The sequence below is a fragment of the Bacillus nitratireducens genome, from assembly GCF_036320425.1.
GTDB classification, from domain to species: domain Bacteria; phylum Bacillota; class Bacilli; order Bacillales; family Bacillaceae_G; genus Bacillus_A; species Bacillus_A nitratireducens.
In genome coordinates, this window is the sequence record NZ_JAUMJO010000006.1 from 23,588 (window position 1) to 50,164 (window position 26,577).

The 26,577-nt window shown below is 34.1% G+C and carries 33 protein-coding genes, 3 pseudogenes and 1 riboswitch; of the genes and pseudogenes, 18 read left to right on the forward strand and 18 right to left on the reverse strand.

Translation table 11 applies throughout. The features are described from left to right. Positions 1–58: 58 nt before the first annotated feature. Positions 59–165, reverse strand: a riboswitch (SAM riboswitch). A 257-nt stretch (positions 166–422) separates the two neighbouring features. Together Q3V31_RS22070 and Q3V31_RS22075 are read left to right on the forward strand one after the other, a co-directional pair. Further along, positions 423–629 carry a hypothetical protein gene (locus Q3V31_RS22070; protein ID WP_000792082.1) on the forward strand — a complete coding sequence of 69 codons (207 nt, stop codon included), beginning with the start codon at positions 423–425 and terminating at the stop codon, positions 627–629. A 240-nt stretch (positions 630–869) separates the two neighbouring features. Next, positions 870–1,427 carry a DUF4352 domain-containing protein gene (locus Q3V31_RS22075; protein WP_329767197.1) on the forward strand — a complete coding sequence of 186 codons (558 nt, stop codon included), beginning with the start codon at positions 870–872 and terminating at the stop codon, positions 1,425–1,427. Positions 1,428–1,547: 120 nt separating this feature from the next. On the opposite strand, the gene Q3V31_RS22080 is transcribed toward Q3V31_RS22075, so the two are convergent. Together Q3V31_RS22080 and Q3V31_RS22085 are read right to left on the reverse strand one after the other, a co-directional pair. Continuing rightward, complete coding sequence (locus tag Q3V31_RS22080; protein ID WP_390830877.1) at positions 1,548–1,718, reverse strand: DAK2 domain-containing protein; 171 nt, start codon at positions 1,716–1,718, stop codon at positions 1,548–1,550. 191 nt (positions 1,719–1,909) lie between these two features. After that, positions 1,910–2,416 (reverse strand): RrF2 family transcriptional regulator, encoded by a 507-nt coding sequence (locus Q3V31_RS22085; protein ID WP_016128850.1) that lies wholly within the window; start codon positions 2,414–2,416, stop codon positions 1,910–1,912. Between the two features lie 210 nt (positions 2,417–2,626). On the opposite strand from Q3V31_RS22085, the gene Q3V31_RS22090 reads away from it, so the two are divergent. Beyond that, positions 2,627–3,268: an FMN-dependent NADH-azoreductase gene (locus Q3V31_RS22090; RefSeq protein ID WP_001044352.1), complete on the forward strand. Its 642-nt coding sequence runs from the start codon at positions 2,627–2,629 to the stop codon at positions 3,266–3,268. A 226-nt stretch (positions 3,269–3,494) separates the two neighbouring features. On the opposite strand, the gene dhaK is transcribed toward Q3V31_RS22090, so the two are convergent. Continuing rightward, positions 3,495–5,246 (reverse strand): dihydroxyacetone kinase subunit DhaK, encoded by a 1,752-nt coding sequence (gene dhaK / locus Q3V31_RS22095; protein WP_329767198.1) that lies wholly within the window; start codon positions 5,244–5,246, stop codon positions 3,495–3,497. A gap of 178 nt (positions 5,247–5,424) precedes the next feature. Between dhaK and dhaS the strand changes: the two genes are divergently transcribed. The 3 genes from dhaS to Q3V31_RS22110 all read left to right on the forward strand — a co-directional run bounded on the left by dhaS (position 5,425) and on the right by Q3V31_RS22110 (position 7,411). Then, on the forward strand, positions 5,425–5,991 hold the full coding sequence (gene dhaS / locus Q3V31_RS22100) for a dihydroxyacetone kinase transcriptional activator DhaS (RefSeq protein WP_000204220.1): 567 nt from the start codon (positions 5,425–5,427) through the stop codon (positions 5,989–5,991). A 19-nt stretch (positions 5,992–6,010) separates the two neighbouring features. Continuing rightward, a complete protein-coding gene (dhaQ, locus tag Q3V31_RS22105) occupies positions 6,011–7,009 on the forward strand; it encodes a DhaKLM operon coactivator DhaQ (protein WP_016128847.1) in 999 nt (332 codons plus the stop codon). A gap of 294 nt (positions 7,010–7,303) precedes the next feature. Then, on the forward strand, positions 7,304–7,411 hold the full coding sequence (locus tag Q3V31_RS22110) for a YjcZ family sporulation protein (RefSeq protein ID WP_000505673.1): 108 nt from the start codon (positions 7,304–7,306) through the stop codon (positions 7,409–7,411). Between the two features lie 243 nt (positions 7,412–7,654). On the opposite strand, the pseudogene Q3V31_RS22115 reads toward Q3V31_RS22110, so the two are convergent. Continuing rightward, positions 7,655–8,290: pseudogene (locus tag Q3V31_RS22115) on the reverse strand (hypothetical protein). Between the two features lie 141 nt (positions 8,291–8,431). Continuing rightward, entirely contained in the window at positions 8,432–9,049 is a 618-nt protein-coding gene (locus Q3V31_RS22120; RefSeq protein WP_329767199.1) for a VanZ family protein, read from the reverse strand. Positions 9,050–9,293: 244 nt separating this feature from the next. Between Q3V31_RS22120 and Q3V31_RS31005 the strand changes: the two are divergent. From Q3V31_RS31005 to Q3V31_RS22135, 3 genes and pseudogenes are all read left to right on the forward strand, one after another. After that, positions 9,294–9,395 (forward strand): annotated as a pseudogene (locus tag Q3V31_RS31005) (TetR family transcriptional regulator); the annotation flags it as partial. A 194-nt stretch (positions 9,396–9,589) separates the two neighbouring features. Continuing rightward, positions 9,590–9,901, forward strand: a complete 312-nt coding sequence (locus Q3V31_RS22130) for an ArsR/SmtB family transcription factor (protein WP_000433538.1) — start codon at positions 9,590–9,592, stop codon at positions 9,899–9,901. A 254-nt stretch (positions 9,902–10,155) separates the two neighbouring features. Then, a complete protein-coding gene (locus tag Q3V31_RS22135; RefSeq protein WP_329767200.1) occupies positions 10,156–11,331 on the forward strand; it encodes an MFS transporter in 1,176 nt (391 codons plus the stop codon). 1,128 nt (positions 11,332–12,459) lie between these two features. On the opposite strand, the gene Q3V31_RS22140 is transcribed toward Q3V31_RS22135, so the two are convergent. Both Q3V31_RS22140 and Q3V31_RS22145 read right to left on the reverse strand, forming a co-directional pair. After that, positions 12,460–12,723, reverse strand: coding sequence for a DUF3937 family protein (locus tag Q3V31_RS22140; RefSeq protein ID WP_002094700.1), 264 nt, complete (start codon positions 12,721–12,723; stop codon positions 12,460–12,462). 113 nt (positions 12,724–12,836) lie between these two features. Further along, positions 12,837–13,143, reverse strand: a pseudogene (locus tag Q3V31_RS22145) (barstar family protein). A 153-nt stretch (positions 13,144–13,296) separates the two neighbouring features. Between Q3V31_RS22145 and Q3V31_RS22150 the strand changes: the two are divergent. Continuing rightward, a complete protein-coding gene (locus Q3V31_RS22150) occupies positions 13,297–13,638 on the forward strand; it encodes a YolD-like family protein (RefSeq protein ID WP_000543929.1) in 342 nt (113 codons plus the stop codon). Between the two features lie 406 nt (positions 13,639–14,044). Here the strand turns inward: Q3V31_RS22150 and Q3V31_RS22155 are convergent, their stop codons facing one another. Beyond that, complete coding sequence (locus tag Q3V31_RS22155; RefSeq protein WP_170959306.1) at positions 14,045–14,215, reverse strand: hypothetical protein; 171 nt, start codon at positions 14,213–14,215, stop codon at positions 14,045–14,047. Positions 14,216–15,363: 1,148 nt separating this feature from the next. Here Q3V31_RS22155 and Q3V31_RS22160 point away from each other — a divergent pair. Beyond that, complete coding sequence (locus Q3V31_RS22160; protein WP_329767201.1) at positions 15,364–15,687, forward strand: hypothetical protein; 324 nt, start codon at positions 15,364–15,366, stop codon at positions 15,685–15,687. A gap of 119 nt (positions 15,688–15,806) precedes the next feature. Here the strand turns inward: Q3V31_RS22160 and Q3V31_RS22165 are convergent, their stop codons facing one another. Then, positions 15,807–16,265: a putative iron-sulfur cluster-binding metallochaperone gene (locus Q3V31_RS22165; RefSeq protein WP_329767202.1), complete on the reverse strand. Its 459-nt coding sequence runs from the start codon at positions 16,263–16,265 to the stop codon at positions 15,807–15,809. A 260-nt stretch (positions 16,266–16,525) separates the two neighbouring features. Further along, positions 16,526–16,726, reverse strand: a complete 201-nt coding sequence (locus Q3V31_RS22170; RefSeq protein ID WP_002158997.1) for a hypothetical protein — start codon at positions 16,724–16,726, stop codon at positions 16,526–16,528. Positions 16,727–17,057: 331 nt separating this feature from the next. On the opposite strand from Q3V31_RS22170, the gene Q3V31_RS22175 reads away from it, so the two are divergent. Then, positions 17,058–17,159 carry a YjcZ family sporulation protein gene (locus Q3V31_RS22175; RefSeq protein WP_000505688.1) on the forward strand — a complete coding sequence of 34 codons (102 nt, stop codon included), beginning with the start codon at positions 17,058–17,060 and terminating at the stop codon, positions 17,157–17,159. Positions 17,160–17,282: 123 nt separating this feature from the next. Here Q3V31_RS22175 and Q3V31_RS22180 read toward each other — a convergent pair whose 3' ends face one another. From Q3V31_RS22180 to Q3V31_RS22195, 4 genes are all read right to left on the reverse strand, one after another. Then, positions 17,283–17,654, reverse strand: a complete 372-nt coding sequence (locus Q3V31_RS22180; RefSeq protein ID WP_088007445.1) for an ATP synthase subunit I — start codon at positions 17,652–17,654, stop codon at positions 17,283–17,285. 206 nt (positions 17,655–17,860) lie between these two features. Beyond that, the gene (locus Q3V31_RS22185; protein ID WP_000424600.1) at positions 17,861–18,349 is read right to left on the reverse strand and encodes a DedA family protein; all 489 of its coding nucleotides are present in this window, start codon (positions 18,347–18,349) and stop codon (positions 17,861–17,863) included. Continuing rightward, on the reverse strand, positions 18,340–18,873 hold the full coding sequence (pssA, locus tag Q3V31_RS22190; protein ID WP_000120448.1) for a CDP-diacylglycerol--serine O-phosphatidyltransferase: 534 nt from the start codon (positions 18,871–18,873) through the stop codon (positions 18,340–18,342). The genes Q3V31_RS22185 and pssA overlap by 10 nt, the downstream gene beginning before the upstream one ends. Before the next feature lie 45 nt (positions 18,874–18,918). Further along, positions 18,919–19,377 (reverse strand): MarR family winged helix-turn-helix transcriptional regulator, encoded by a 459-nt coding sequence (locus tag Q3V31_RS22195; RefSeq protein WP_000198620.1) that lies wholly within the window; start codon positions 19,375–19,377, stop codon positions 18,919–18,921. A gap of 519 nt (positions 19,378–19,896) precedes the next feature. On the opposite strand from Q3V31_RS22195, the gene Q3V31_RS22200 reads away from it, so the two are divergent. Then, on the forward strand, positions 19,897–20,445 hold the full coding sequence (locus Q3V31_RS22200) for a DUF4352 domain-containing protein (protein WP_016128831.1): 549 nt from the start codon (positions 19,897–19,899) through the stop codon (positions 20,443–20,445). A gap of 278 nt (positions 20,446–20,723) precedes the next feature. Here Q3V31_RS22200 and Q3V31_RS22205 read toward each other — a convergent pair whose 3' ends face one another. Next, positions 20,724–20,960 (reverse strand): hypothetical protein, encoded by a 237-nt coding sequence (locus Q3V31_RS22205; RefSeq protein ID WP_000013685.1) that lies wholly within the window; start codon positions 20,958–20,960, stop codon positions 20,724–20,726. 199 nt (positions 20,961–21,159) lie between these two features. Between Q3V31_RS22205 and Q3V31_RS22210 the strand changes: the two genes are divergently transcribed. The 4 genes from Q3V31_RS22210 to Q3V31_RS22225 all read left to right on the forward strand — a co-directional run bounded on the left by Q3V31_RS22210 (position 21,160) and on the right by Q3V31_RS22225 (position 22,914). Then, positions 21,160–21,285 (forward strand): YjcZ family sporulation protein, encoded by a 126-nt coding sequence (locus Q3V31_RS22210; protein ID WP_016128830.1) that lies wholly within the window; start codon positions 21,160–21,162, stop codon positions 21,283–21,285. 288 nt (positions 21,286–21,573) lie between these two features. Further along, positions 21,574–21,915: a PadR family transcriptional regulator gene (locus tag Q3V31_RS22215; RefSeq protein WP_000683184.1), complete on the forward strand. Its 342-nt coding sequence runs from the start codon at positions 21,574–21,576 to the stop codon at positions 21,913–21,915. Beyond that, positions 21,908–22,390, forward strand: a complete 483-nt coding sequence (locus tag Q3V31_RS22220; RefSeq protein ID WP_000606930.1) for a hypothetical protein — start codon at positions 21,908–21,910, stop codon at positions 22,388–22,390. The genes Q3V31_RS22215 and Q3V31_RS22220 overlap by 8 nt, the downstream gene beginning before the upstream one ends. Continuing rightward, positions 22,387–22,914, forward strand: coding sequence for a permease (locus Q3V31_RS22225; RefSeq protein ID WP_329767203.1), 528 nt, complete (start codon positions 22,387–22,389; stop codon positions 22,912–22,914). Before Q3V31_RS22220 ends, Q3V31_RS22225 begins: the two co-directional genes overlap by 4 nt. Positions 22,915–22,956: 42 nt before the next feature. Here the strand turns inward: Q3V31_RS22225 and Q3V31_RS22230 are convergent, their stop codons facing one another. Further along, entirely contained in the window at positions 22,957–24,432 is a 1,476-nt protein-coding gene (locus Q3V31_RS22230) for an MDR family MFS transporter (protein ID WP_329767204.1), read from the reverse strand. 142 nt (positions 24,433–24,574) lie between these two features. Between Q3V31_RS22230 and Q3V31_RS22235 the strand changes: the two genes are divergently transcribed. Next, on the forward strand, positions 24,575–25,150 hold the full coding sequence (locus tag Q3V31_RS22235) for a TetR/AcrR family transcriptional regulator (protein WP_090814031.1): 576 nt from the start codon (positions 24,575–24,577) through the stop codon (positions 25,148–25,150). A 49-nt stretch (positions 25,151–25,199) separates the two neighbouring features. Here Q3V31_RS22235 and Q3V31_RS22240 read toward each other — a convergent pair whose 3' ends face one another. Both Q3V31_RS22240 and Q3V31_RS22245 read right to left on the reverse strand, forming a co-directional pair. Continuing rightward, entirely contained in the window at positions 25,200–25,859 is a 660-nt protein-coding gene (locus Q3V31_RS22240; RefSeq protein WP_329767205.1) for an NAD-dependent epimerase/dehydratase family protein, read from the reverse strand. Positions 25,860–25,870: 11 nt separating this feature from the next. Next, positions 25,871–26,509 carry an SDR family oxidoreductase gene (locus tag Q3V31_RS22245; protein WP_329767206.1) on the reverse strand — a complete coding sequence of 213 codons (639 nt, stop codon included), beginning with the start codon at positions 26,507–26,509 and terminating at the stop codon, positions 25,871–25,873. Positions 26,510–26,577: the final 68 nt, after the last annotated feature.

Genomic DNA, 26,577 nt, shown 5'->3' on the forward strand with positions numbered 1-26,577 from the left:
GTCATAAAAAAAGCTACTCTTATCGAAATAAGAGTAGCCTTCTTGACTAAGTGAACCGCTCTTATCTTTCAGGTGTTTTTTCACCTGCAGGATTTGGCACCTTTCGTCTAAAACGAGGTTGCCGAAGTTTCATAGGGCCCGTCCCTCCACTTCTCAACATAAGAATTGTTTGATTTCCATTTATTATAATCATCAGAATAATAAAAAACAATATTTTAATACTTATTTTTCCGATAAATATTAAATGATATATGGAAAACCATATTGTTATAGAGATTTATAAGGGTATTATGTTGTTTTACTTGCGAATATATAAAGGGGTATGTTGTATCATGTCGAAAACATCATGTATAACCAAATTACTTTACTTCTATCGTAAAAACACATCAAAATAAATACGAACCAAAAGAGGTGTTAGTAGCATGAAAAATAAACGATGCGAGAATTGTGGTTCTACTACATTTAAAGAAGGCAGAGTTGGATTTGCCTATCATGCATATGTTTGTGAAGATGATTCTAGTAGGCTCTTTTCAGTGGGGAAACGTTCCAAACTATTAACTACATTTTGTTTAGAATGTGGTGAGGTGAAATCATTTAGAGTGGAGAAGCCGGAGATATTTGAAGAATAAAATAATACTAATTATATATTATGAAGATGTTTATTAATGATACAGTAGGAATGATAACAACGGACGATTTCACTACAACTAGAGTAAATACACCAATTATATTAATAAAAAACAAGAATAAAGTGTCTAAAATCCCCTATTTTAATCCAATAATGAGACATTATGTTAATATTAATAGAATCGCTTTATAATATGTATAGTTGCACAAAATTGAAAAACTTAAGGAGACAGATCAATTTTATGAGAAAATCATTCATATTACTTACTTTAATTCTAGTATTAGTCAGTGTTACGGCTGCTTGCACACAAGATAAAAAAGATAGCACCGTTGAAAATGGTCCAATAGAAGAACCAACCGCAAAAAATGAAAATGAAGAATTAATAAATTTTGAAGAAAAAGAAAATATGAGCCGCTTGGAACAAGGTATTTTATTAGTTGGTGAGAGTGCTAAGGGAGGCTATTACTTGACTGAGGTTCAAAGTGCATATTTAAATGATAGCAACGATTCCGTCGTTGTTAATGTCTCTGTAAAAAATGTACGAGGTCAAACGATTGGACTATCAGAATTAAAATATAACCTAAAAGATGAAAAAGACGGAAAGGCCTATGAAGGAAAGGTACTTGACCAAAACCCTTCTGATATACAAGTTAAACCAAATGAAACAGTAGAATTAAAAATAGCTTTTGAAGTACCAGGTACCGCAGATGAATATATGTTTTATATTGAAAGCTCTTTAGAATCTCTAGAAGCACACTGGAAAATTGATAAGCTGCAATCACAAAAAAACTTAGTCTAAAATACAATTTAATTGAAGACATCTCTCAAATAAGCAAAAAGCACTGAAAAATTTGATATAGATACAAATGAAGAATATATAAAAGTCCCTCCGCCCTAAGGCAGAGGGACTTTCTAATTCTTATTTCAAACTACCCGCAATCTCCGTAAAGATAACTCCAAGCGCATGCGCACCTGCATCAGGATAGCCTAAACTTCTTTCACCAACTGTACCGGTGCGGCCCATGCGAGCTACGATTTCTTTCGTATACTCTGCTCCTTTTTCAAAGGCAATTTTCACTATATTTAAAATATCTGAACACATAAATTCATTTACTTTTTACGAAAATAAAATTGTATTTTTTAGAATTTTAATGTTAATCAATTTGAAACTTTATGAGTTAATTAAATGTGATATTTAAAGAAGGAATTTGTGATGAAGTACTCACATGATGGAATTAATATAAAAAAACAAAAAAACTCTAACTAATTCGTCATGGCGATTTAGTTAGGTTTTTTTTGTTTGAAGTATTCACGAGTATCTACCCTTATCTTTTCAGGTAAAACAATATCAAGTTCTTTATCTAACCATGCAAGAGTCTTTTTACGAAGAAACTCACGCATGTGTTCTTCTGCTTCAAGCATTACTAAGTTAATTGTACAAGAAGAATTGCTAGGGTCACAAGAATTACAAGCGTCGTCTCGATATAGTAGACCATTCTGTACAATATTTTTACATTGAAAAATAGGTTTTGGGCCTTCGACGGCTTCTATTACATCCCAAAAAGAGATATCTTCTGGAGACTTAGCTAACCTATATCCTCCCTTTACACCTGGGACAGAATTCACAATGTCAGCTTTAGATAATTTACCGAAAACTTTTGAAAGAAATGTTTCAGAAAGTCCTTGAAACTCTGCCAAATCTTTTATTCCAACACTTTCCTTGGAAGGAGTATTAATTAAATAAACTAGGCAATGCAAGGCATATTCAACCCCAACACTATATTGCATATACAAATCACCTGCTTTTTATTTTAAGGGTTATCAAATTGTATCTTAGGACCATTTAGAATTTTAGTCAAATAAAAAAAGGCTCTTTTAGAATAGTATGTATTTCATTTGACAAAAATAATTTCAGAGCTTATATTAAAGACCGTATTAATCGACGATTAATACGGTCGACAATTAAAACGTAAAAACTTTTAAAAAGGGGAAATACAAATGAACAAAACACTTATCATAAACGCACATCCGAAAGTGGATGATACATCATCAGTCAGCATTAAGGTTCTTAACCACTTTTTAGAATCTTATAAAGAATTAATTCCTAATAATGAAACGATTGAACAGATTAATTTATACGATGATGTAGTACCAATGATAGATAAAACTGTTTTAAGCGCATGGGAAAAGCAAGGAAATGGACAGAAGTTAACTGATGAAGAACAAAAAGTAACAGAGCGTATGTCCGAAATTTTACAACAATTTAAAAGTGCAAATACGTATGTGATCGTATTACCTTTGCACAACTTTAATATTCCATCAAAGTTAAAAGATTACATGGACAATATCATGATTGCACGTGAAACATTTAAATATACTGAAACTGGATCAGTGGGACTACTTAAAGATGGAAGAAGAATGCTTGTTATACAAGCAAGTGGAGGAATCTATACAAATGATGATTGGTATACAGAAGTGGAATACTCTCATAAATATTTAAAAGCAATGTTTAATTTCCTTGGTATTGAAGATTATCAAATCGTTCGTGCACAAGGAACAGCAGTACTAGATCCAAATGAAGTATTACAAAATGCATATAAAGAAGTTGAAGAAGCAGCTTCTAGATTGGCTAACAAATAAAGTGAAACTTTAATCAGTGGGGATCTTGTTCATCCCCCACTGATTATTAGTTGAACCAATCGGACGTTTACGGACAGTTGATCTCCCACCTAACTTCTTTGCTCCAACTGAATTTTGAGGTGGGAGTTTTACTGTCCGTTAACGCGGGATAAATTTTTTCACTGGAAGAATGATGGTTATAAATAAAAATCCCCTCCACCATAAGGCAGAGGGGATTTTCTAACTCCTATTTCAAACTACCCGCAATCTCCGTAAAGATAACTCCAAGCGCATGTGCACCTGCATCAGGATAGCCTAAACTTCTTTCACCAACTGTACCGGCGCGGCCCATGCGAGCTACGATTTCTTTCGTATACTCTGCTCCCTTAACGGCTGCTTCTGCTCCTTTTTCAAAGGCAGTTTTCACGTCTACTTCGTTTGAAGCGCTAGCTAACCAAGAGTCTACACATGGAGCAAGTGCGTCAACAAGTGTTTTGTCACCAACTACCGCTCCTCTTCCGAATGATCTTTCACCGATAGATTGTATGCCTTGCAGTGCTGCTTGTAACATTTCAGCGAATTCTTTCACTGTTAACTCACGTTTTTCGCCTGCTGCTTTACTAGCTGCGCGGAATGCTCCGCCCCAAATTGGACCAGATGCGCCGCCGCAATGTTCCATAATAATCATCGAACAACCGTCAAGGAATGATCCGATCGTTACGTTCTCTTGATCTACAATAGAATGCCACTCACGTTTTAATTGCTTAAATCCTTTTGCTACACTCATTCCGAAGTCGCCATCCCCTGCATGTGTATCTAATTCACAGAACGGTACTTCGTTTTTAATAATAACGTCGCTCATTTTATCAACTAGATAAATCATATTGTTTAATGTAATGACATTATTTTTAATAACAGCATGCTCTTCCGCTGTTTCTATTTCAAAGGAAACTTCCTTCTCTTCTACATCTTCAAGCACATTCACGTACTCAACACTTTCAACTGGCCCATCTACTTTAAACGCTGGTGTATTACATTCTTTCGATAGTAATGTTTTTAGCTCATCGTCTAGTTTCATTACTGTTAAAGACATACCAGCCATATCAATACTCGTCATATAATTACCAACGAATACTCTGTTTATTTTAATGCTTCTAGCAGCTAGTTCTCTCGTCACTGCGTTGTTAAATAAGTAAAGTTCTTGCAGTGGTGTTCCGCCAAAACCATTTACTAGAAGTGCGATTTCCTCACCATCTTTTACTCCTAAATCTTTTACAAGATCATTTGTCATACGGTTAGCTAATTCATCTGCTGACATCGTTTTTTCACGTTTAATACCTGGTTCACCGTGAATACCTACGCCGTATTCCATCTCATCTTCCGCAAGTGTGAAAGTAGGTGATCCGCTCGCTGGAACTGTACAAGAAGTTAACGCTAAACCGATTGTACGCACGTTAGCAGCTGCTTTTTCTGCGACAGCTTTCACCGCTCCTAAATCCATACCTGCTTCCGCTGCTGCGCCGGCAATTTTATGAACTAAAATAACTCCCGCAACGCCGCGGCGTCCTACTGTATACAGACTATCTTCTACCGCAATATCATCGTCCACTTTTACGTAGTCTACTTCAATTCCATCTTCCGTCGCTAAATGCGCACCGTTTTTGAAATTCATAATATCGCCGCTGTAATTTTTAATAATTAATAACGTTCCTTTTTTACTAGCTGTTTCTTTAATTGCTTGATACACCTGGATTTGTGAAGGAGAAGCAAACACGTCTCCGCACACTGCCGCATCTAACATTCCTTTTCCGACTAGACCTGCATGCGCTGGCTCATGACCACTACCGCCGCCACTAATTAACGTTACTTTATTTTCGTTCATTTCTTTCTTCTTAATGACTTTATATTTTTTCAAAAGCTCAAGCTCTGGGTGAGCCATAACCATTCCGTTGCACATTTCCATTACTAATGTTTCTGGTTTGTTTATAATCTTTTTCATTGTGATTCTCCCTCAATTCCTTTAATATATTGTGATATATTTGAAATCTTCTTCTTACTACTCATGTTAAAATGAAAGCGTTTTATAGTAAACGGACAAAATGGACAATCTGTCTAAAGACACTGCTCTCATTTGTAGGTAGGATTTTCATATTACTAACATTCTAGGGATGATTGAGATGACCTCTTCTATAATTTCTAAAAAGATAATCGCAAATTCATTGAAGTATTTAATGGAAACAGAGTCGTTTCATAAAATATCAGTGAGCGATATTATGTTACACTGTCAAATGCGTAGGCAAACTTTTTATTATCATTTTAAAGATAAATTTGAACTATTAAGCTGGATTTATAGAGAAGAAACGAAAGAAAACATTATCGACTTTCTCGACTATGAAACATGGGAAAACATTTTCGATTTATTATTTGATTACTTTTATGAAAATCAAAAATTTTACCGAAATGCATTTAAAGTCATTGAGCAAAACTCGTTTAATCACTATTTATTTGAGCATACGAAAAACTTATATATGAAGATTATTGATGAATTATCTGTGAGCTGTGGATTCAGCCTTTCTGATGAAACAAAAAATACGATTGCCTCCTTTTATAGTCACGGCTTCGTTGGAACGATAAAAGATTGGATTGAAAGCAAATGCGAAGTAGATCCGTCCATTATGTCTTCTCTCATGAAAAATATGATAAACAATCAATTACTACTTTTACTCGAGCAATCAGCAAAGTAATCAAAGGGTGGCAAAAGCAATGAAAAAGATTATGAATGATGTACAAAATATTGTTCAAGATATGCTGCATGGCTTTTATTTTGAACATAACGATAAAGTAAATTACGACGAAACACATAACATCATTTATGTAAAAGATATCGCAAAACTGAAGCAAAACGTTGTCATGATAAGCGGCGGTGGTAGCGGACACGAACCTGCTGATATTGGTTATGTAGGAAACGGAATGCTTACGGCGGCAGTAAACGGCAGTATCTTCACTCCGCCTACAGTCGAACAAATTGTGGCGGCAACTCGCTTAATGCCAAAAGATAAGAGTATTTTATTCATCATTAAAAACTTTAAAGATGACGTAGAAAACTTTCTAGAGGCGAAGCGAATCGCCAAAGAAGAAGGAAGACAAATTGACCACATCATCGTAAATGACGACGTTTCAATTGAAGATGATGCTTCTTTTAATAAAAGAAGACGCGGCGTCGCTGGTACTGTTTTCGTTCAAAAAATATTAGGTGCGGCCGCTTTTGAAGGCCATTCTTTAGAAGAACTAACAACACTTGGTCGTTCTATCACCGACAACTTACACACATTAGGCGTCGCCCTTTCACCTGCCAATGATCCCATGCAGGGAAAAGCTTCATTCACATTAAACGACGATGAAGTCTTTTATGGCGTCGGCATTCACGGCGAAAAAGGTTACCGTAAAGAAGCACTATCCTCTTCTGAAATATTAGCGATTGAACTTATGAATAAACTAAAAAGCATTTATCGCTGGAAAAAAGGTGACGACTTCGCCATCCTCATTAACGGATTAGGCGCAACTCCATTAATGGAACAATACATTTTCGCAAACGACATTCGCCGTTTATGTGAGCTAGAAGGCTTACATGTGAAGTTCGTAAAGGTTGGTACTCTTCTAACTTCTTTAGATATGAAGGGTGTTTCACTGAGTTTGCTTAAGGTAGAAGATTTGGATTGGGTGAAGTGGTTGAAGGTGGATGTTGGAGCGAGTAGTTGGTAACAATAAACGAAACATTATGATGATTGAACGTTTAGTAATCAAAAGTACTGACTTATATGAAGAATGTATAAATCTAAGGTATCTGTAAATAAATCGAAGCATACATACTATTTGCAAGTTATCCACCCGTTTCGAAATGCGGTTATCAAGTCGGAGAAAGGCACCTTAAGGTGTCTTTTCTTTATTTTCAAAAGGACCTGCTCAATTATTGCGTTAAAAACATAAAGTAATTTGAATCCGTTAAAATACATGAGTGACCCCTTGTTTTCCCCTCTTATTAAAGGAGGAACTATTATGGGATTTGGTGGTAGTTGTGGCGGCTGTGGATTTTCTGGCGGCTTTGCTTTATTAGTAGTATTGTTTATTTTATTAATCATAGTTGGAGCTTCTTGCTTCTGCTAAACAAACTATCGGAAAAGACACTCTTATATGGGTGTCTTTTCTTTGTAATAAAAAACTCTCCATAAAAGAAAGTTTTTAAATTTATACATTCAAGTCATCAAATTAGTTATTTATACAGCACCTTATCACTTTCGGTCTTTAGTGTGACATACAAATAATCCTTCCGCTACACAAAGTTGCTCAACTAACTTTAATTCCTTAGATCCAAAACTTATATAATTAAAACACACATCATCATTACATTCATTTCCTTACATCAATAGTTAGCTCATCTGTAATCTGCTCAAGACGGAAAAATCTATTTATATAATGGATATCTGACCACTTTTCTTCCCCACCAATAATAAATAACTCTTGCGCATCATACATAAATGAAAAGCTTGGATAGAAACTGTCCGCTTTTATTTCAATCTCACCAGTACTGTTACTGATAATCTTACAGTCTGCTGAATAGCTTAATAACGTATAGAGAGAACCTCGTGCTGATTAGAAGAAATACTTCATAAGTGTAGTTATATCATCACTATCGGTAATGAACACTTTAAAAAAGTTCGTATCCTTTTTCTTATTAGTAAAAACTAGCTCAAAATGAAATGTATTCTCTTCTAAAAAACTTTCAATAAGGTCTCTACACAAATAAGTTTCAAATACCATATACATAGGAAGTTTGTTAATTGCACCTATAAATCCTTTAATGATTTCTTCAAATCCTGTATGCTGATTCCAATTCGTCCCCACTCCTATCATAATAGGACGATTTAAATAGATAGGGTACGGTGATAATCCTTCATCTTTTAACATATACACTCGTTTTCCATCTGTATGAAAAGCAGGTTGAAACTCTTTTAGTAAGTATTGAGATAATTGAACATGTAACATATTTACACCTACCTATCATGTAATACATAAACTGTATCTGTTAAGTCAGAAAATCGGATGTACCATTCACATTTTACCGTGTTTGAGCTTGGAGAACTAGAATCATTTTATAAACGATATCGCAACCATCTTATTGGAGGCTTACAGATCTCCAGGATAATAAATGAACATCGCACCTACAAATGAACACACTAAACAAAAAATAGCCTCGTATTTTATAACTAGAGGAAAGTTGGTGTCAAGCTTTTTTTCCTCTCTTTTACATATCATTTTAAATAAAACTCTATATATTACATACCCAATAATCGCCCCGAGGGTATTCGTAAATAAATCATCAATATCTGTAATTCTATTATTTAGTAATTGATTTAACTCAATTGCCAATGAAAAAAAGAATCCCGCACATACGGTGTTTTTCATTTTTCTAAAATGCGGCCAAATAGTCGGTAATAAAAAACCTAACGGCATAAACAGTAAAATGTTCAAAAGATACGCAGTACTACCTGCAGTATCAAATAGAGTCAAGTTGATTTGACTTACACGAATCCACGTTTCATATCTACTTATATCCCATACAGTCGCGATCTGCGTCACCCCATATACTAGCGAAAGGTAGAATAGAAAAACATATACCCATAGAAAATGCAGAATAGATATATTTCTTTTCGCTTTAAAATAAAACACAATTTGAAACACAATACAAAAAATAATAGTAAAAAAATAAGTATACAAATAATCCATCAAAACTTCTGTATGCATGTAGAATCCCCTAACTTTACATTTTCATCTATGACTTTATCGTTTTTAGTCTCCTTCTTGATGTAACTCATTTATAGGATAGGAAAAACTTTTAAAATAAAAAATGGGGTAAACATAAAATTTTTCTTAAATTTTATGTTGGGTTTTATTATTACTCTTCTTAGGAATCCGCCATCGGTAGCTAGGCAACAACATGCTTAAACCTAACAATATTATCATTTTTGCACGTAATCCTCGTAGTACTTTAACCGATGAAGCATATATAAAATTATGTGAATCGTTTGTTCAGTTAACACATGAAATTAAGAAATATATGACGTACTATAATCACTCTTGCTATCAATAGAATTTAAAGAAGATGACTCCTGTTTGCATACAGAAATCATCTTTTTTAGGTTGCCTAACTTTTTTTAGAATGTTCTTTACAAAGGGTACAGATCAAGAGCACCTTATTCCTATTCAAGGGGATCAACTATACCTTCTCCCCTTAAAATCACCAAAACCCATTTACAAATCTATAAAAGTAGATATAATATCCTTATGGAACCTTTATTGATTTATAAAGCATTGTCAAATGAAACAAGATGTCAAATTTTATCATGGTTGAAAAATCCAGAAAACCATTTCGATGAAAAAGCTTATCTAGAGCAAGGCCTTAGCTTTCAAGTTGGAGTGTGCGTAGGAGATATCCAGCTTAAAACTGGCTTAGCCCAATCGGTTATTTCTAGTTATTTATTAACTATGAAAAAAGCAGGTTTACTACAATCTGACCGAATTGGAAAATGGACCTACTATCGCCGAAATGAAAAAACAATACGAGAGTTTTCTGAATACGTTCAAAACGAATTATAAAATGAAAGCTAATAATTAATTGATTATTAGCTTTCACACATTCTGCTTTTTTATAAAATTGCACTACCTATAAAAGCAAGAAACATAGAAAGGAGAAAATTTTTTAATATATCACATCTAATTATCTAGATATCTGTTATTGTATTTGAAATTACATAGTCCTGATAATATTGGCATCCAATTATGCTTGTAATAATGCTTATTTGTTAATGAATTTACTTTCAAAATACCGATACGAATGGAGAGTTTTATAAATGAAAAAAGTAAATCCTTTACTTATTCTGACACTCGCAATAGGTGTGTTCGGAATTATTACTACCGAGATGGGTATTGTCGGCGTATTACCACAAATCACTGAAAAATTCGGAATTTCAACTACACAAGCTGGATTTTTAGTAAGTATATTTGCACTAGTTGTTGCTATTTCTGGTCCGTTTTTAATTCTGCTCGTCTCTAGTATGAATCGCAAAATAATTTTATTATCAGCAATTTTCATATTTGTTATTTCAAATATAATCTACGCCTATACAACACAATTTGAAATCATGCTTATTTTTCGTATTTTACCGGCAGCACTTCATCCACTCTTCTTTTCAATCGCTCTTGTAACAGCTGCTAAACTTGTCCCTCCAGAAAAGAGCGGTCAAGCGGTTACAAAAGTTTTTATGGGAATTACTGTTGGCTTTGCTTTAGGTGTACCACTAACCTCTTACCTTGCAGATCAATTTTCACTCGAAATTTCTTTCTTATTCGGAGCGCTTGTTAACACTCTTGCATTCATTGGAATACTAATCCTACTTCCTTCTATGCCTGTTAAAGAAAAGATGTCTTTCGGCAAACAAATTCGTATACTCGGCAAACCAGGATTATGGTTAAATATTTTAACCGTCACATTCCTTTTTGCAGCCATGTTTTCCGTATACAGCTACTTCGCTGAATACCTTGCAAAAGTAACTTCCATGAATGGATCTCTCATCAGTATCATGCTATTCATATTTGGTATCGTTATGATTTTAGGTAATCATTTATTTGGAAGTCTCCTGCAAAAAAGTATAGTAAATACAGTAATATTATTCCCTATCCTATATTCTATTGTTTATATATTAGTTTATTATTTAGGTTCCTACCTTGTTCCAATGATTTTTATCGTATTCATTTGGGGAATCGTACATGCTGGTGGATTAATTGTTGGTCAAACATGGTTAATAAGCGAAGCTAAAGAAGCGCCTGAATTTGGTAATAGTCTATTCGTTTCATTCTCAAATCTCGGAATTACTCTAGGAACAACAATTGGAGGCTGGTTCATTTCAAACTTAGGTATTCACCAGCTTATTTGGAGTGGATTTATATTCACACTACTTTCATTTCTATTAATTATAATAAAACTAAAATTTTTCAATTCTAATAGCCAGGCTTCATTATCAAGCTAGTACACTTTCGGTTCAAAATTTGATAAAAAAAATTATAAATTCTTCTCTATATAAAATTTTATAAACTAAAAAGTATAATGCCGAAAGCCTTTAGCCATAATTACGACTAAAGGCTTTTTTGTATATAAAGTGGAACTTTAATCAGTGGGGCTTTGTTCATCTCCCCACTGATTATTAGCCTTCACCAATCGGGCGTTTACGGGCAGTTCATGCGGGATAAAAATAAATCTAAAAGGAGCTAATTTTATGGAACATAATCAAAATGGCGTACTTGCTTTAATTGTTTTGTTTTTAGTATTAGTGTTTTTTGTTAGTGGCATGGTTTATCATTTATGGGGTTCTTTTTAATTTCAACTTTTAAGCAGATAAATAATTCAAATACTACAACGTGTATTGTAATTATCGATATGGAATATTTCCCAAAACAACAAAGCATAGATTTAAATTTTCTTTCTCAATGGACAAAATAACTTAACATGGTAAAATAATATTTGGACGGGAGTCCAATATTATTAAAATTAAGATGGTTCAAGTCGGAGGAAGGCACCTTAGGGTGTCTTTTCTTTTTTGTTAATTAATAGATTGTTCTCTTCTAGGTAACTCTTTAAACTATAAATTTTAATAAAAAGACGCTCATGCAGGCGTCTTTTTCAATAAGTCATAAATATGTTTTTTCTAAAACACTCGTTAATCGTCCATAAAGCAAAGCTTCATCTATTAACACTGGTTATGTACTAAACTTTTTATTATTTCGGCATTCTAGACAATCTTATGAATACTCCCAAACCTGCTAAAAAAAAGCCTAAACAGAGCAAACTACCTGGACTTCCCCAAACTATTTCATTAATCATATTATATACCCCCTATAATTTATAAATACTGTACTATTTTACCATATAAATATAAATACAGATAATTAAATTTCCTTTTTAAATACAGTCATTAATCGACCATATAATGTCTCCTGATATTCATGCAAATATCTAAACATCGTAAATCTACATTTCACTGACAAGAATAAAAAGACTGATTTTTCTACAAAAAACCTTGATTAGGGCTTCTTATTCTGCTTTTACAGCAAGATTCTCCATGAAATTGCTAATTGAATAAATTTGAAAAAAGACGCATTTAGATTGATGCGTCTTTTGGCGATGTCTCTTTTGTGAAATCATATAAGGCTATTGCACCTACAATAACAAGTATGCTTTCAGGAGCATCTATCAAAATAGCTTTCCAAATTTTTGGTATTACCCATTTAATATCTGCTGCTGTTTCAAGATATGTTTGAAAATAACCGATTGTAAAATCAATTACAGATAAACATACAAATAATGTTAGACAAAATCGAATTAATTTCTTATTTTTAAACATGTAACACCTCTCAAAATTCATTGGATATTCCTACTTTTGGTTCGTTATATATTTACATCCTTATATTTAATTTTAACATACAAAAAAACCCAAATAAATACAATATGCATATTTACATATCATATTAACAGTATTCAATTAAATAAGAATTCGCTTTTCCATTCAGAATCCTTTCTATCCTCTTCATTATAATCAAGAAGACACTCTTTCATTATTTTTGTATCTCTCGGTAACCTTTTTTTCTAACTTTGACCATCCGTCGAAGATCATTTTGTTTGGCAAATGACACACAAATCCTGCAATACAATCCCAAAAATCATCCCAGTTTTCCCCGTACAAATCAGGAAACTCAAGCTTCTCTTTAAGAAGTAAATGCAATTCTTTTGCATTATAAATGTTGCTTACATCTATGACAATAATTGATTCACGTTCATTACTCAATTATATATAAATCATGCTTAGTTACATTAGGTTAATTTTATAAAGAGTCAAAAACCTCTAAATATTTATTTTATAATTATATAAACAATCCTAACATCTCCAAAATTTGATATAATGATACAGTTATTAATAGCAATTAGGGAGATATACAGCATGCACGATACACATATGCCAAAAGAAATAGGAATGACTAAGCGGACTCCATTCGCTTCGATACCGAAGAAATTCACCGGTATTGGTAAGATTGTTAAAAAACAAACAAAAGTGGAGCGCCCTACATTAACCCAAGACGAACAAGAAATTATTGAAAACAAGTTAATATGTTCATTTCTTTCTGAAGAGAAGATATTGATTACTTATTATAGGGATGGTCATTTGCTTACTAGATATGTGACTGTAACTGACATAAATCCGATACAGAATTTAATAACTTGCACTGATGCATCTTATAACAGAGTTTTCCTTAAATTTATAGATATAATTAATTTGAGATAAAAACATTCAGTTTTTCAAATGTATCCGGGAATAAAAATGAAAGAATCTTGTATTCTAGGTTAAATACAGATTGTAAGTTCTTGTGAGAGTTAGCAAGATAAAGGCTGTTTGTTTATGTCTTGGACTGTCTGTTATGGTTATCGAATTTACAAATACAAAAGAGGAACAGAACACAATAGAGAAAGATAAGGAAGAATTTACCACCTGATCAAGTATCCATCCACCAAGTAATCTTATCTAACTCTGTAATTCCAAGTTTATGATTTAGGTGGTGCTATAGCGACATTCGCCGCATTTATGGATACTAGAAATAGGATTAAAAATAAAAATTATAAAGCAGCTTAATATAAAAGGCATCCTTTGCGGTTTCCTTTTTTCTATGCAAAATAAAAAAGTAGCGGATTCGCTACTTTAATTGTTTGTTGTTTACTTCTATTTCTTCTTCATTAAATGATTTTTGTACATTTCTTTTTAAAGCCCATCCTTTATAAACAAATTCCTTGAACTCTTTCATAGATAATGGATCATTCAATACTTCCCATAATCCTATCAATTCTGTATATTTAGGTGTCTCCATAAAATACTCGTGTGATTTAACTGTTTCAAAGTGTCTATGGAATTCCCAATGACGTTCTTCGCATAAATAGTAGAACGCGGAACACCTGTCATTTCGGAAATTTCATTTACACTCAAACTATTTTCTGTTCTATGGTTTCCTAGCCCCATTGTTATTCCTCGCTTTCTACTTGTAAATTTCTATTTCAATTGAATATGCAATATTTCATATTTTATTATTTTGATATCCCTTTATTAACTATCACTTTCTAGTTCATCATTAATATCCATTGATAAATCAACGTTTGTAATTTAATCCCTTGTATTAAACCCCTACAAGATTCTTTTAAACGTTATATTCGAATAATCATATTGGAATTTCTTGTTCTACACATCTATACGTGTTTTGTGTATTATATAGCAGAAGAGTAAGGTAAGAGTTACTCTTTGCCATTTTAGAAAAGGTTCTGTTGGAGACAACAGAACCTTTTTTGTTCGAATTTCAATAAAACAATTCTTAAATTCCATCTCATTGGAAATAATTATATAATGAAACTGATTAAATATTAGGAGTGCTATTAATGTCTGATATAATCCGTCTCTTAATTATCATGATGATTGCAACCTTTTTATTTTCTTCCATAATAATGGAGTTTAAAAAACCTCAAAAAAGCATGTTTTGGTTCTCAATTGAAGTCTTGTCTCTCCTCGGAGTTTTACTGCTAATAAAGGAATTTTTTATTAATCATATAACATAGTCCCCTGAATAAAACTCAATATTCCGTCAATACTGTAGACAACCGATTAAGTTACTTTCTCCTTGTTCCCCCTTGGAGAACCGAGCAGTTAGCTTTTGCTGACTGTTCTTTTGTTTGAAATTAAAATAGCGTTTTTGTTCCAAATGATGCCCTTATTCAATTGGACACATTTACCAGTATTTTTACCAAAAAATTCATGATATCGTTAATTAGTCGAGTACGTCATTACTTGACGATTACCCTTAGGAACCCCGCAGACAATCGGGGTTTCTTTTATTTAAATACATTTTCTCTTTTAGGGTGATATAGTCCTTAAGATCTTGTTAAACCTGTGCAATTACGGTTGGAATTTCATTCTGTTTGACACATATCCCCAGGCTATCTGGACATGATAAAAGATGAGGTGACTGACATGAAGGATAAAATATTGGCATTAGTACCAGAATCGGTGAAAAAATTACTCCAGAAAAAAGTTAAAGATGGAAACCGATGCATCATTGATTTAGTTGTGGATGATGCAACTGCTTATGGATTTGAACCGGAGCAAGTAATCCCTTGTATCATGGCGAGTTATTATGTTTATGAATCTACCACCTATCCCAGTGAAATGGAGGAAGAATGGAAGCTGAACTTGGTTTTTCATGCGGCCAATCGCTCGGCAATGAAGCTTCTGTCTTATGGGAAGTATAAAGCGAAACAATCTGAAAGTGGATGGATGAGATATACAAATCCATAAGGTTTACTTAACATACACTAACTAGCTTGGTGAGCATGAGGCAACGTCACATGCCCATCGACTTGAGATTTTGAAATACCCCCAAGTATTTTGGTGAAAAAAAGCAACATTTAAGTTCCTTATGACATTTTTCTAATATAAGTTGTAACATTGCCTAAACAACAACTACCTTGTGGATTGTTTACTTCACAACCACATCGATTTTCTCTTATGTTTTCGCGAATATGCTCTACTGGATTAGGAGTAAGTCCATTTTCCACATATTGTTTGATTTTTTCTTTTGTCCAATCAAAACAATAACAAATTGGTGTAGTTGCTGAGTCATCTTTTTGATTTACAGCTACCTTTATGTCAGGTACAAAGTATTTTTTATTATTCGTATCAAAATAGACTACATCACAATCTTCGTTTGAACAAAAATAGTGATTTTCTTTAGCATTTAATGTTTCTAATGCAGATGGTTTAAGCAATGATTTTAGTGTAATCAACTTTACATTCTTAGCTTTATTTTTACATGATGGACAATGACCATTATTTTCGATTTTTATTCCTTTAAGGTTACTACAACAACCTTCCATTATTCTTCCAACTTTACAATTTATTATTTTTATAAATATTCTTCTGCTTCCTTTTCTGAATCTATTAAAGTTTTGATAATAAGATATTGCATCTATCTCACCTCATATAAAGTATAAACCCTATACCATAGTACAGGGTTAAGGAAAGTATTATTTACTATATTATCGATTTACTTTCTTAAAATAAACTGTCATTATTCAATGAGCCTTTTTCAACAATATGCTCCGATTGCGAAATTCTAAAACTACATTTAGGGCGATTAACCTTTATCACCACGTAACTCTTTACTACAACGTTTTACAAAAAACGCTGTTATTAAAATAATAATTCCTATACTCAACACAAGTAATTGATCGAGTGCAATCACATCACGAAAAATCCAACGAGAAACAAAACCGAAGCTAGACATGCACACACATATAAACCCAAAATAATTTAACCATCTATGTACATTTTTCATTCATCCCCCTCCTTAAACTACATTTTATTATTCCCTTCTGTTTTTGGGTGTGAGTGCTGGCTAGTCGTGTGGTGATACCTCTATATAGGGCTTTTTCTTTTTTCTCAATGACCAATATTACTTAACATGGTAAAATAATATGTGTATGGGAGTCCAATACATATTATTAAAATTAAGATGGTTCAAGTCGAAGAAAGGCACCTTAAGGTGTCTTTTCTTTATTTTCAAAAGGACCTGCTCCATTATTGCGTAAAAAACATAAAGTAATTTGAATCCGTTAAAATACATGAGTGACCCCTTGTTTTCCCCTCTTATTAAAGGAGGAACTATTATGGGATTTGGTGGTAGTTGTAGTAGTTGTGGCGGCGGCTTTGCTTTATTAGTTGTATTGTTTATATTATTGATCATTGTTGGAGCTTCTTGCTTCTGCTAAAAAACTATTGGAAAAGACACTCTTATATGAGTGTCTTTTCTTTATAATAAAAAAGCTCTCCATAAAGGAAAGTTTTTAGGTTTATACATTCAAGTCATCCAAATTAGTTATTTACACAACACTTTATTTCTTCGCATCTCTCATACTGTAATATCCTAAATTAATAATAATCAAGAAATACCCACCCATAATTCCAGCAGCAAATGTCCACATGAAATCATGATGTTCAATTTCATACATAATAATCGCACCGAGTATCGCGGCTGCAAATCGATTCATCATTCCAAGCATCGGTGCTTTTTCTTTTTTTACAATGCTATCTCCAAACTTTTCAATACGCCTTCCTAAAATCCATGCGCAGTACATACTCACCAAAAGGCCAATGCCTATCCCTACAAACTGGGCTGAGAAAGGTGTCATAAACCACCCCAATAACATCACGCCTAGCAAACAATATATTTGTATGTTAAATGATTTTAGTGCCATACGAATCATGTTATGCTCCTTTACCTCTCTCATTGTATTTACGTATCATTAATTATGTCTGCTACTATTCATCTTTTATCTCTCTCCCCAATAACACGGGGGAGTTTGTGAGAACCCTAACTTACAAGTATTCAGTTCCATGTTGTCAAAACTGTCTTGAAACATTTTAAAGTTAATTTTTCCAGTTAGAATCTTTTCGATCATTCAACGTCTTCTTATTCACGAATAATTCCTACACCTCTGCCGATAGTAATAAAAGTGAAGCACCATAAAAATGCACCAATCGCAGCGAACAATATATACGTTTTCAAATTCATTTTGCTAACGCCTGAAAGGTAACATGTTATATGTCTAATGCCTGGAATGAAATACCCAAAAACAAGAGAATAGGGTCCATATTTCTCCATCCATTTTGCAACTTTGTTCATTCTCTTTTCCTTCAAACCAATCCATTTTCCATACTTATCAATGAAAGGACGCCCTGCCTTTTTGCCTATCATGTAGCTGATCACCGTACCCAACAACGCTCCTACAAAACTGACTAAAATGGCAAGTTCATAATTTAGGACATTAATATTTGTAAAGTAACCTACTACTGTCATTATGACTTCATCAGGGATTGGTAATCCTACAATCCCAAGAAGAAGCATCAAAAAAATAGCGAGGTAACCATAGTCTGTTATAACCTGCTGTACTAATTCCATCTTTCAGACTCCAATTTTTCCGATATATCTTTTTTAAAATGTGGGAATTTGATTTTGCTCACCATTAAATATGCGAGTATACATGTACCCAACGCCACGGAAACTGGATTATTCAAAAAGCATAAAATGAGAAGACACATTGCCGCAAATGGAATGGGCATGCCTATAAATGTCGGGAGTTTACTTTGTTGTGTGTTAAATCTCGCAAGCCGCAGCATTCCGCAAATACTGTAAGCAAGCGCACATATCATCCCGATAAACTGTAAGTCTTTTAAAGCGACACTATATGCAAGAATAGACGGTGCTACACCAAAGGTAACTAAATCCGCAAATGAGTCTAACTCTCCGCCAATTTCCGAAACAGCATCAAGTTTCCGAGCGACCATGCCATCAAAAAAATCAAATAACATTCCTGTAATAATAAAAACTGCTCCCAAATACATATCGTGAACGAAAACAGCATAAATAGCCAAAAGCCCACATACAAAATTTGCTATCGTAATCATATTTGGTATATAACTCATAACACGCTTCTCCTCCTTTCTACTAATCCCTTCATATGGACTTTCTTACTCATTTGGATTAATGCCCTTCTGTTTTTCTTCCAATATCACTTTATTTATTTTCGTTAACGTATCAGTCATTTGCTCTAAAGCTTCGATATCAATTTTAGAAAAATATTTCTCAATTAATACGTCATCTAACTCAGACAACCGCTCTATATACTTACTACCGTTTGTACCAAGTGTAAGGAAATACTCCCGTTTATTATTAGGGTTTACTTGTTTCGAAATCATCTTCTGTTTTTCCAATTTCGATAATACTTGGCTCACAGCACTTTTCGATATATTAAAAGTAGTCGCAATGTTATTTGCTGTCGTGTTTTCATTTAAATTGATATAAAATAGCATGCTCTCTTGCTGCCCTGTAAGACCGAACTCATCCTTTAACTCCTGAAATAGTAAAATGTAGAAGTCATTGTAGGCTCGATTCATTTCATTAATTACTTCTTTATACGATCTAGTCATAGCATTCTTCCTCCAGTCATGCTGTTATTTCGTTTCGTAATATAGTTTAGTTAACTTAACTAAACTATATTATACCTTTATGTTCGTGTAAAGGGAAATATAGCTCCATACTTTTCTACACAATTTGTGTAAATTATGAAATAAGGTATGCTCATTTACCTTGTCTACTGCTTTTAATGGATCAAATCCCAACATAATATACAACATCTCGCATTCCAAATAACAAAACGTACCCATTATTTAAATTCCATATAGACCCATTACTGGTTAAAATGTTATAATTAAACCATCCTACATAGTTACTCATGTTCAGGATGAGCAACTAACGTCTTATTAAGTAATGCGCATAACTTAAATAAACAAGACACTGCAAAGTGTCTTGTTTATTTGTATCAAGTTTCCTTTTTATTCCAAAATAAATATAATAAAATGTAACATTTAATACATATAAAGAAAAATATAGATTTATTAAATCATTATGGCACCCATGAAAGTACTTTTATTTCGGAGGAACAAACTATGAACAAAAAGTTAGTAGCATCATTATTATGTAGCACATTCTTATTTGGATTATCAGCTTGCGGTTCACATGATACATCTAGCAGTAACACGAAAAACGAACAAGAGACTTCTAAAGAAACAAAGAATGATGAACTTAGCGACAAGGATCCTCAAAAAGAATTTCCAACTAGTGGAAATTCTTCTGATGTATACATCTCTATAGGCCCTGTCGATTCATTAGACGTTATAGGGAATGGAGAAGTTCAAGCACAAGGTGTATTTAAAGTATTAGACGTCAGAGTGCATAATGATAAAGAAGAACCCATTACACTACATAGCGACAACTTTACATTAATTGACGGAACCGGAAGAGAATATCACATTTCTAATGAATATCAATTAGTACTTAAAGCTGCTAATACCGCTACTTTTAAATTTGGTGTTCTTAATCCTCATGAAAATTCGGAAGGGAACATTGTATTCGATGTACCGAAAAATACGCAAGGATTAACGTTAAAAGTTAATGGAGATATGTTGGGTAAAGGGATCGAGTTAAAAGTGGAATAGTCAAAGAAAATATAAAGTGAAACTTTAATCAGTGGGGGTTTTCTTCATCCCCCACTGATTATTAGTTGAACCAATCAGGCTTTTATGGGCAGTTGATCCCCCACCTAACTTCTTTGCTTTCGCTGAATTTTGAGGTGGGGGTCTTACTGCCCATTAATGCGGGATAAAATAGATAAACCACTTTTACTAACACAACAAAAAGTACAGCCTCTGTATTAACTACAGTAGACTGTACTTTTTCATTTGTGATTTTGTGTAACTTACTATCACAGGATCCCTTAATTCTTTTGAGAAGATGCTCTCCAATCACGAAACGATGTTGGGCGTCCAGAATAAGCTCTTTGCTTTGGAGCAGCTGGTTTTTCCTCAAGAATAGTTGATTTCTCTTCAGGAGTAGTTTGTTTTTCTTCAAGAATAGTCAAAGCTGTTTGCATTTTCTCTAGCTGTTCTCTTAAAGCTTGCTGTTCAATCTTTAAATCCGTAAGTAAACGTAAAATCATCTCAGAATTAGCCATAAAGATCCTCCTTCCCCCAATACACAGAATAAAATAACATATGTAATCAGCGGAATACTCGTGACAAAAATACACTCGTCAACTCTCTTAAAATACCGAGTACTTTTATTTTTCAAAGGGACCTGCTCAAGTTTATCCGTAAAAACATAAAGTGATATAAATCCATTAATATATGGACTTTATGGAAGGAGGAGTTAATATGGGTTATGGCGGTAGTTGTGGTGGAGGCTGTGGTTTTGGCGGTGGATTCGCCTTACTTGTTGTGCTTTTTATCTTATTAATCATCGTTGGCGCTAGCTGTTGGGGCGGCGGAATCAGCTGCTAATAAGAGGCACTCTTGAGAGTGTCTTTTTTTTATTTCTCAATATAGGGCTAACATATATGTGTTACTATCAAAAGGCGAGATTCCCTAAGCGTAATATAGTAGTTTACCAACTATGAAAGCCACTGTCACAAGAAAACAGTGGCTTTTATTTTGTTATTTAAAAAGATGAGAACAGGAATCTCCCTTTGCACGAATCAACATTTTTAAATTGACATAGCACTTCATGCACCATATACTGTTAACAACAGTATACTGTCATTAACAGTATAAATTCCAGGAGGTATATTCATGAAACATACAGGAAGACATACAGGTGCATTTCTTTTGTTATTTTTAGCAGAAGGTGATAACTATGGCGGACAGCTACTTCAGAAATGTGAAGAAGAACTTCCAGTCAATCCAATCGATAGTGCCATCCTTTACCGCACGCTGAAGAAATTAGAAAACGAAGGCGCTATTGAATCTTATGTAAGTACAGATCATCAAGACAAACCGAGAAAGATATACAAAATTACGCCTGCTGGAAAGGAACAATTGGCGGATTTTCAAATAGATATTGAGGGAAAAATGAAAAACTTAACCTTTTTCCTAAACAAATATAAAGACTTAAAGGAATCTAATCATGATTAATGGCGCTATTCTTTACACTTTGGCCATTATTCTTACGGGGATTTCTTTTATGAAGGATCGGAATAAAACGAAAGCTGCCCTATTAAAATCATGGAAAATATTTCAAAACCTTCTCCCTGCCATGCTCTCCATCATGCTTTTCGTTGGACTATCACTTTCTATCTTAACGCCGTCCTTCATCTCTTCCATCATTGGAGAACAGTCTGGATTTTTAGGTGTTATTTATTCTGCAATACTCGGCTCTGTGGCACTTATCCCTAGCTTTGTCGTATTTCCTCTTGGTAATACGTTAGTAGAGTACGGCGCAGGCCTTCCTCAAGTTGCGGCACTTATGTCTACACTCATGTCAGTAGGAATTACAACCTTGCCGATGGAACAAAAGATATTCGGACGAAGCTTTGCTTACGCACGTAATGCATCTGCATTACTCATGTCACTCCTATTCTCCTATATCATTTGGGTGGTGATGGTATGAAAGAACTAAAAAGATATCGCTTCTTTTTCATATTACTGCTTGGGCTTCTCTTATTAACTTTTATAAACCAATCTTTGGGATGGAGCGCATTACAACTAACAGGGAATAGTATTTTAGATATGCTATTTCTACTCCCTCCTGTCCTAATATTTGTAGGGTTACTCGATCAGTGGGTGAAGAAAGAGACGCTAATGAAATACATGGGAGAAAAGTCCGGCATATATGGAATCTTATTCTCTCTATTATTAGGCGGAATTGCAGCTGGTCCCCTCTATGTTGCCTTTCCGATTGCAGCACTACTATTAAAAAAAGGCGCAAGCATTAGGTACATCGTATTTTTCTTAGGCGTTTGGACAACTGCGAAATTACCAATTATGGTGTATGAATTTTCTTCATTCGGAGCTATATTTACACTCATTCACATTTGCTTCGGACTATTGTTCTTCTACGTAATGGGTATTATTTTCGAAAAGTTTTACGATCAAAAGCAATTGCTGCAGTATGACATTACGAAAGAAATGTAAAAAGACATCTTTAATCGTAAAGATGTCTTTTTTATATGAACCTTAATTTTCGTTCTGTAAAACCCCTGCTGCCTTTACTTCCTCTTTCTCTTCTTTTAAGAACAACGATACAACAAAAGCAATAACGATAAAGATTAACCCTAGTGTAAATGCACCCTGGAATCCTGATGTTAAACCGTTTAACTTCTCTACTGGATCCATTGGATTTGCAGAGCTTTCCATATACTTAGTTGTTCCTGAAGACATTTTCGAAATAAAGATAGCTGTACCAATTGCGCCGGCTACTTGCTGTAACGTATTAAACAGCGCTGTTCCGTGCGGATATAGATCTGGTGTTAATTGATTTAAACCATATGTTTGTGCTGTCATGACAAACATGAGTCCGACCATTAATACGCTATGCATGACAATAATTTGTAGCATTGATGTATCAGGAGTAATGCCTTTAAATAAGAACATTGCAATCCCTACTAACACAATGCCGGGAACGATAACAACTTTCGGGCTAAATTTATCAAATAGTTTACCTGCGATTGGTCCCATTATGGCGCTAATAATACTTCCTGGAAGCATTATTAATCCTGATTTAAAGGCTGTAACGAGTAAAACTGTTTGCAGGAACATCGGTAATAAAGTCATCGTTGAAAATAACGACATCATAACAATGACGATTAATCCAACTGATATTGTAAACATCGGAACTTTAAATGCGCGTAATTCTAAAATTGGATTCTCAATTTTTAATTGTCGAACGACAAAAATACATAGTGATATAAGCCCAACAATTAAAGCACCGTACACTTTCGTATCGGACCATCCTAAATCACCTGATGCGCTAAAGCTATACACAATTCCGCCAAATCCTAATGTTGATAAAAGAATTGATGGATAATCTACTTTTGGCCTTGTTAACTCTGAAACATTTTGAATGTACTTCATTCCAATTACAATGGAAATGATTACGATCGGAATAACAATGTAGAATAACCAGCGCCAATTTAGTGAATCAACGATTACTCCAGATAATGTAGGACCAATTGCTGGAGCTGACATCATAACGAGTGCGATTAATCCCATTGTGGCACCACGTTTTTCAGGCGGACAAATAATTAAAATTGTATTCATTAATAACGGTGAAATTAACCCCGTCGCTACTGCTTGGACGATACGGCCGACTAATAAAACGGAAAATGTCGGTGCGAATCCCGCAATTAACGTACCGACTAAAAACGTTACCATAGCGATCAAAAACATTTGTCTCGTTGTGAGCCATTGCTGAAGTAACGCTGTAATTGGTACTAAAACACCAACTACCAACATGTAAGCTGTAGAAAGCCATTGAATAGTTGAAGCTGTTACGTCAAATTCTTTCATTAATACCGTTAACGCATTACCAAGTAATGTTTCGTTTAATAATGCAACCATTGCCCCTAAAAGTAATGCAATTAAAATCGGGGTATGTTTCATATTAGAAGTATCAACTTTGCCACTTGCAGGGCTCTTAGTTGTTATATTCATTTGCAGATTCTCCTCCTGTTTCTTACTTAAAAAGTTTTAAATACGCCGGAACACATGTAATATAATATACATATGTAGATTAAAAAGGGAGAATCAATTTTCAGCCATTGTATATTTAATCTACAAAAAAGGAGAATTGTAGATGAACGATAATGAAAAACAACTTGATTTACGTATTAGACGTACACATAAATTACTTTGGGATTCCTTATTTGAATTAATGACGCAATCAAAACAGAAATATAGTACCATCACGATTAACCAAATATGTGATCGCGCGATGGTACATCGAACAACCTTTTATAAACATTTTGAAGATAAAGATGCTTTATTAGCATTTGGATTTAAGCGCTACAGCAAAATGATTGCGGGAATACCAGTTTCAGATCGATTAAGCAAACCATTTCAAGTAATGGAACAATTTCTACATCATGAAGAAATCGGTAAAATATTAGAGACGCAAATGTCTGATGCACAATTTATTAGCCGGACACAGTATTTAAGTCACGAAACGAGAAAACAGGAAATAGAAGCGTTAAATCAACTTTGCAAAAACCATACGATGCCAAATGATTTAATCATTGAATTTTATTCAGGGGCAATTACCTCATTAAGCGCATGGTGGTTTAAAAATGAAAGAAAAGTTTCTGCAGCTGAAATGGATAGGTATTTCCACCAACTTATTAATCGGGATATTTTTCAGTTTGAAGAGGAATAACTTCACCATCAAAAAACGCCTATATGAAATAGGCGTTTTTTTGTACATATTACATACCGATTTTCTTCAAATCCGAACTTTCAACAATCGAATGGGTATACCCACCTTTCCCAACTCGCACCATCGCTCTTCCTAATTGTTCAGAAGTTATAACACTGCCGAATCTCTTCAAAAGAGGATTAAATGGCTTCATCACATCGTACATCAATTGATATGATTTCGTTTTTGATTTCACACTATTTGTCGGGATAATTAATCCTGGTCTAAACATATACGCAGATTTGAAAGGTAAACGTAATAACTCATTTTCCGTTCGTCCCTTCACTCTCGCCCACATCGTACGTCCTGATTCTGTACTATCTGTGCCGCTACCGGATACGTAAATGAATGTCATGTTCGGATTTAACTTCGCTAATGTTTTTGCGGTAGATAACGTTAAGTCGTACGTAACTTTCGTATACTCATCTTCTTTCATGCCTTGAGAAGAAACACCTAGGCAAAAGAAGCATGCATCAAATCCAGTTATTTTTTCTTCAATGGACGATAAATCAGCCACATTTGTAAGCTCAATTTCGGTTAGTTTTTCATGCATCGCATTCGTACGTTTTCTACCGATTGTTACGACTTCTTTTACTTCCTCATTTAATAAGCTTTCTCGTAATACACTCTGGCCGACCATACCTGTCGCTCCAAAAATTATAACTTTCATTTGCATCCTCCTTATAGAAAGGCTGGTTTATCACCGTCTGTATTCGGTTTATTTACACCTAAGTTTCCGCCAACGTGTAAATCTGGTGCCCCTGCCAATTTCACGACGAAAGCTGCAACACTTTTACGTGATACTTCCGTTCCTTTATACTGCTCACCTTTTTCCGTAATTGCATATTCCACTTCATCATAATCCGTTAACCATGCTGGTCGTAATACGGTGTAATGAAGATTTGAAGCTTCGATCACATCAACAGATTTTCGGTATGGCCCTAAATATTGACCAATCGTACGGTTATTCCATTTACCAAATTCTCCTGGCACTTCATCATAAATGCCAAGTGCGCTAATGAAAATAAGACGTTTCACTTCAGTCTCTTCCATCGCACTCACAACAATTTTCGCCTGCTCTTCTAAATCGTCACCAGCTAAATTTGCATACACTACATCTTGATTTACCATCGCCTCTTTTAACGTTTCGCGATTTAAAACGTCACCTTCCACAATACGTACACGATCAGAAGCGTATTGCTGTACTCGATCTGCATTTCGTAAATATAACGTTAACTTTGCATCCGTTTCATTTAAAAATATATCAATCGCATGATGCGCAATTTGTCCGTTCGCTCCAAGAATTAATACGTTCGTCATATTCAAAACTCCCTTTCCTATTTGTTATGAAGCAGTAGAAAGTGTTTCTACTGCCTCGCAAAAATCAA

Excerpts from the sequence above, each read along its gene's own strand:
- Q3V31_RS22070 (WP_000792082.1), top strand. The coding sequence starts at position 423 with ATGAAAAATAAACGATGCGAGAATTGTGGTTCTACTACATTTAAAGAA.
- Q3V31_RS22075 (WP_329767197.1), top strand. The coding sequence starts at position 870 with ATGAGAAAATCATTCATATTACTTACTTTAATTCTAGTATTAGTCAGT.
- Q3V31_RS22085 (WP_016128850.1), bottom strand. The coding sequence starts at position 2,416 with ATGCAATATAGTGTTGGGGTTGAATATGCCTTGCATTGCCTAGTTTAT.
- Q3V31_RS22090 (WP_001044352.1), top strand. The coding sequence starts at position 2,627 with ATGAACAAAACACTTATCATAAACGCACATCCGAAAGTGGATGATACA.
- dhaK (WP_329767198.1), bottom strand. The coding sequence starts at position 5,246 with ATGAAAAAGATTATAAACAAACCAGAAACATTAGTAATGGAAATGTGC.
- dhaS (WP_000204220.1), top strand. The coding sequence starts at position 5,425 with ATGACCTCTTCTATAATTTCTAAAAAGATAATCGCAAATTCATTGAAG.
- dhaQ (WP_016128847.1), top strand. The coding sequence starts at position 6,011 with ATGAAAAAGATTATGAATGATGTACAAAATATTGTTCAAGATATGCTG.
- Q3V31_RS22110 (WP_000505673.1), top strand. The coding sequence starts at position 7,304 with ATGGGATTTGGTGGTAGTTGTGGCGGCTGTGGATTTTCTGGCGGCTTT.
- Q3V31_RS22120 (WP_329767199.1), bottom strand. The coding sequence starts at position 9,049 with ATGCATACAGAAGTTTTGATGGATTATTTGTATACTTATTTTTTTACT.
- Q3V31_RS22130 (WP_000433538.1), top strand. The coding sequence starts at position 9,590 with ATGGAACCTTTATTGATTTATAAAGCATTGTCAAATGAAACAAGATGT.
- Q3V31_RS22135 (WP_329767200.1), top strand. The coding sequence starts at position 10,156 with ATGAAAAAAGTAAATCCTTTACTTATTCTGACACTCGCAATAGGTGTG.
- Q3V31_RS22140 (WP_002094700.1), bottom strand. The coding sequence starts at position 12,723 with ATGAATTTTGAGAGGTGTTACATGTTTAAAAATAAGAAATTAATTCGA.
- Q3V31_RS22150 (WP_000543929.1), top strand. The coding sequence starts at position 13,297 with ATGCACGATACACATATGCCAAAAGAAATAGGAATGACTAAGCGGACT.
- Q3V31_RS22155 (WP_170959306.1), bottom strand. The coding sequence starts at position 14,215 with ATGGAGACACCTAAATATACAGAATTGATAGGATTATGGGAAGTATTG.
- Q3V31_RS22160 (WP_329767201.1), top strand. The coding sequence starts at position 15,364 with ATGAAGGATAAAATATTGGCATTAGTACCAGAATCGGTGAAAAAATTA.
- Q3V31_RS22165 (WP_329767202.1), bottom strand. The coding sequence starts at position 16,265 with ATGGAAGGTTGTTGTAGTAACCTTAAAGGAATAAAAATCGAAAATAAT.
- Q3V31_RS22170 (WP_002158997.1), bottom strand. The coding sequence starts at position 16,726 with ATGAAAAATGTACATAGATGGTTAAATTATTTTGGGTTTATATGTGTG.
- Q3V31_RS22175 (WP_000505688.1), top strand. The coding sequence starts at position 17,058 with ATGGGATTTGGTGGTAGTTGTAGTAGTTGTGGCGGCGGCTTTGCTTTA.
- Q3V31_RS22180 (WP_088007445.1), bottom strand. The coding sequence starts at position 17,654 with ATGATTCGTATGGCACTAAAATCATTTAACATACAAATATATTGTTTG.
- Q3V31_RS22185 (WP_000424600.1), bottom strand. The coding sequence starts at position 18,349 with ATGGAATTAGTACAGCAGGTTATAACAGACTATGGTTACCTCGCTATT.
- pssA (WP_000120448.1), bottom strand. The coding sequence starts at position 18,873 with ATGAGTTATATACCAAATATGATTACGATAGCAAATTTTGTATGTGGG.
- Q3V31_RS22195 (WP_000198620.1), bottom strand. The coding sequence starts at position 19,377 with ATGACTAGATCGTATAAAGAAGTAATTAATGAAATGAATCGAGCCTAC.
- Q3V31_RS22200 (WP_016128831.1), top strand. The coding sequence starts at position 19,897 with ATGAACAAAAAGTTAGTAGCATCATTATTATGTAGCACATTCTTATTT.
- Q3V31_RS22205 (WP_000013685.1), bottom strand. The coding sequence starts at position 20,960 with ATGGCTAATTCTGAGATGATTTTACGTTTACTTACGGATTTAAAGATT.
- Q3V31_RS22210 (WP_016128830.1), top strand. The coding sequence starts at position 21,160 with ATGGGTTATGGCGGTAGTTGTGGTGGAGGCTGTGGTTTTGGCGGTGGA.
- Q3V31_RS22215 (WP_000683184.1), top strand. The coding sequence starts at position 21,574 with ATGAAACATACAGGAAGACATACAGGTGCATTTCTTTTGTTATTTTTA.
- Q3V31_RS22220 (WP_000606930.1), top strand. The coding sequence starts at position 21,908 with ATGATTAATGGCGCTATTCTTTACACTTTGGCCATTATTCTTACGGGG.
- Q3V31_RS22225 (WP_329767203.1), top strand. The coding sequence starts at position 22,387 with ATGAAAGAACTAAAAAGATATCGCTTCTTTTTCATATTACTGCTTGGG.
- Q3V31_RS22230 (WP_329767204.1), bottom strand. The coding sequence starts at position 24,432 with ATGAATATAACAACTAAGAGCCCTGCAAGTGGCAAAGTTGATACTTCT.
- Q3V31_RS22235 (WP_090814031.1), top strand. The coding sequence starts at position 24,575 with ATGAACGATAATGAAAAACAACTTGATTTACGTATTAGACGTACACAT.
- Q3V31_RS22240 (WP_329767205.1), bottom strand. The coding sequence starts at position 25,859 with ATGAAAGTTATAATTTTTGGAGCGACAGGTATGGTCGGCCAGAGTGTA.
- Q3V31_RS22245 (WP_329767206.1), bottom strand. The coding sequence starts at position 26,509 with ATGACGAACGTATTAATTCTTGGAGCGAACGGACAAATTGCGCATCAT.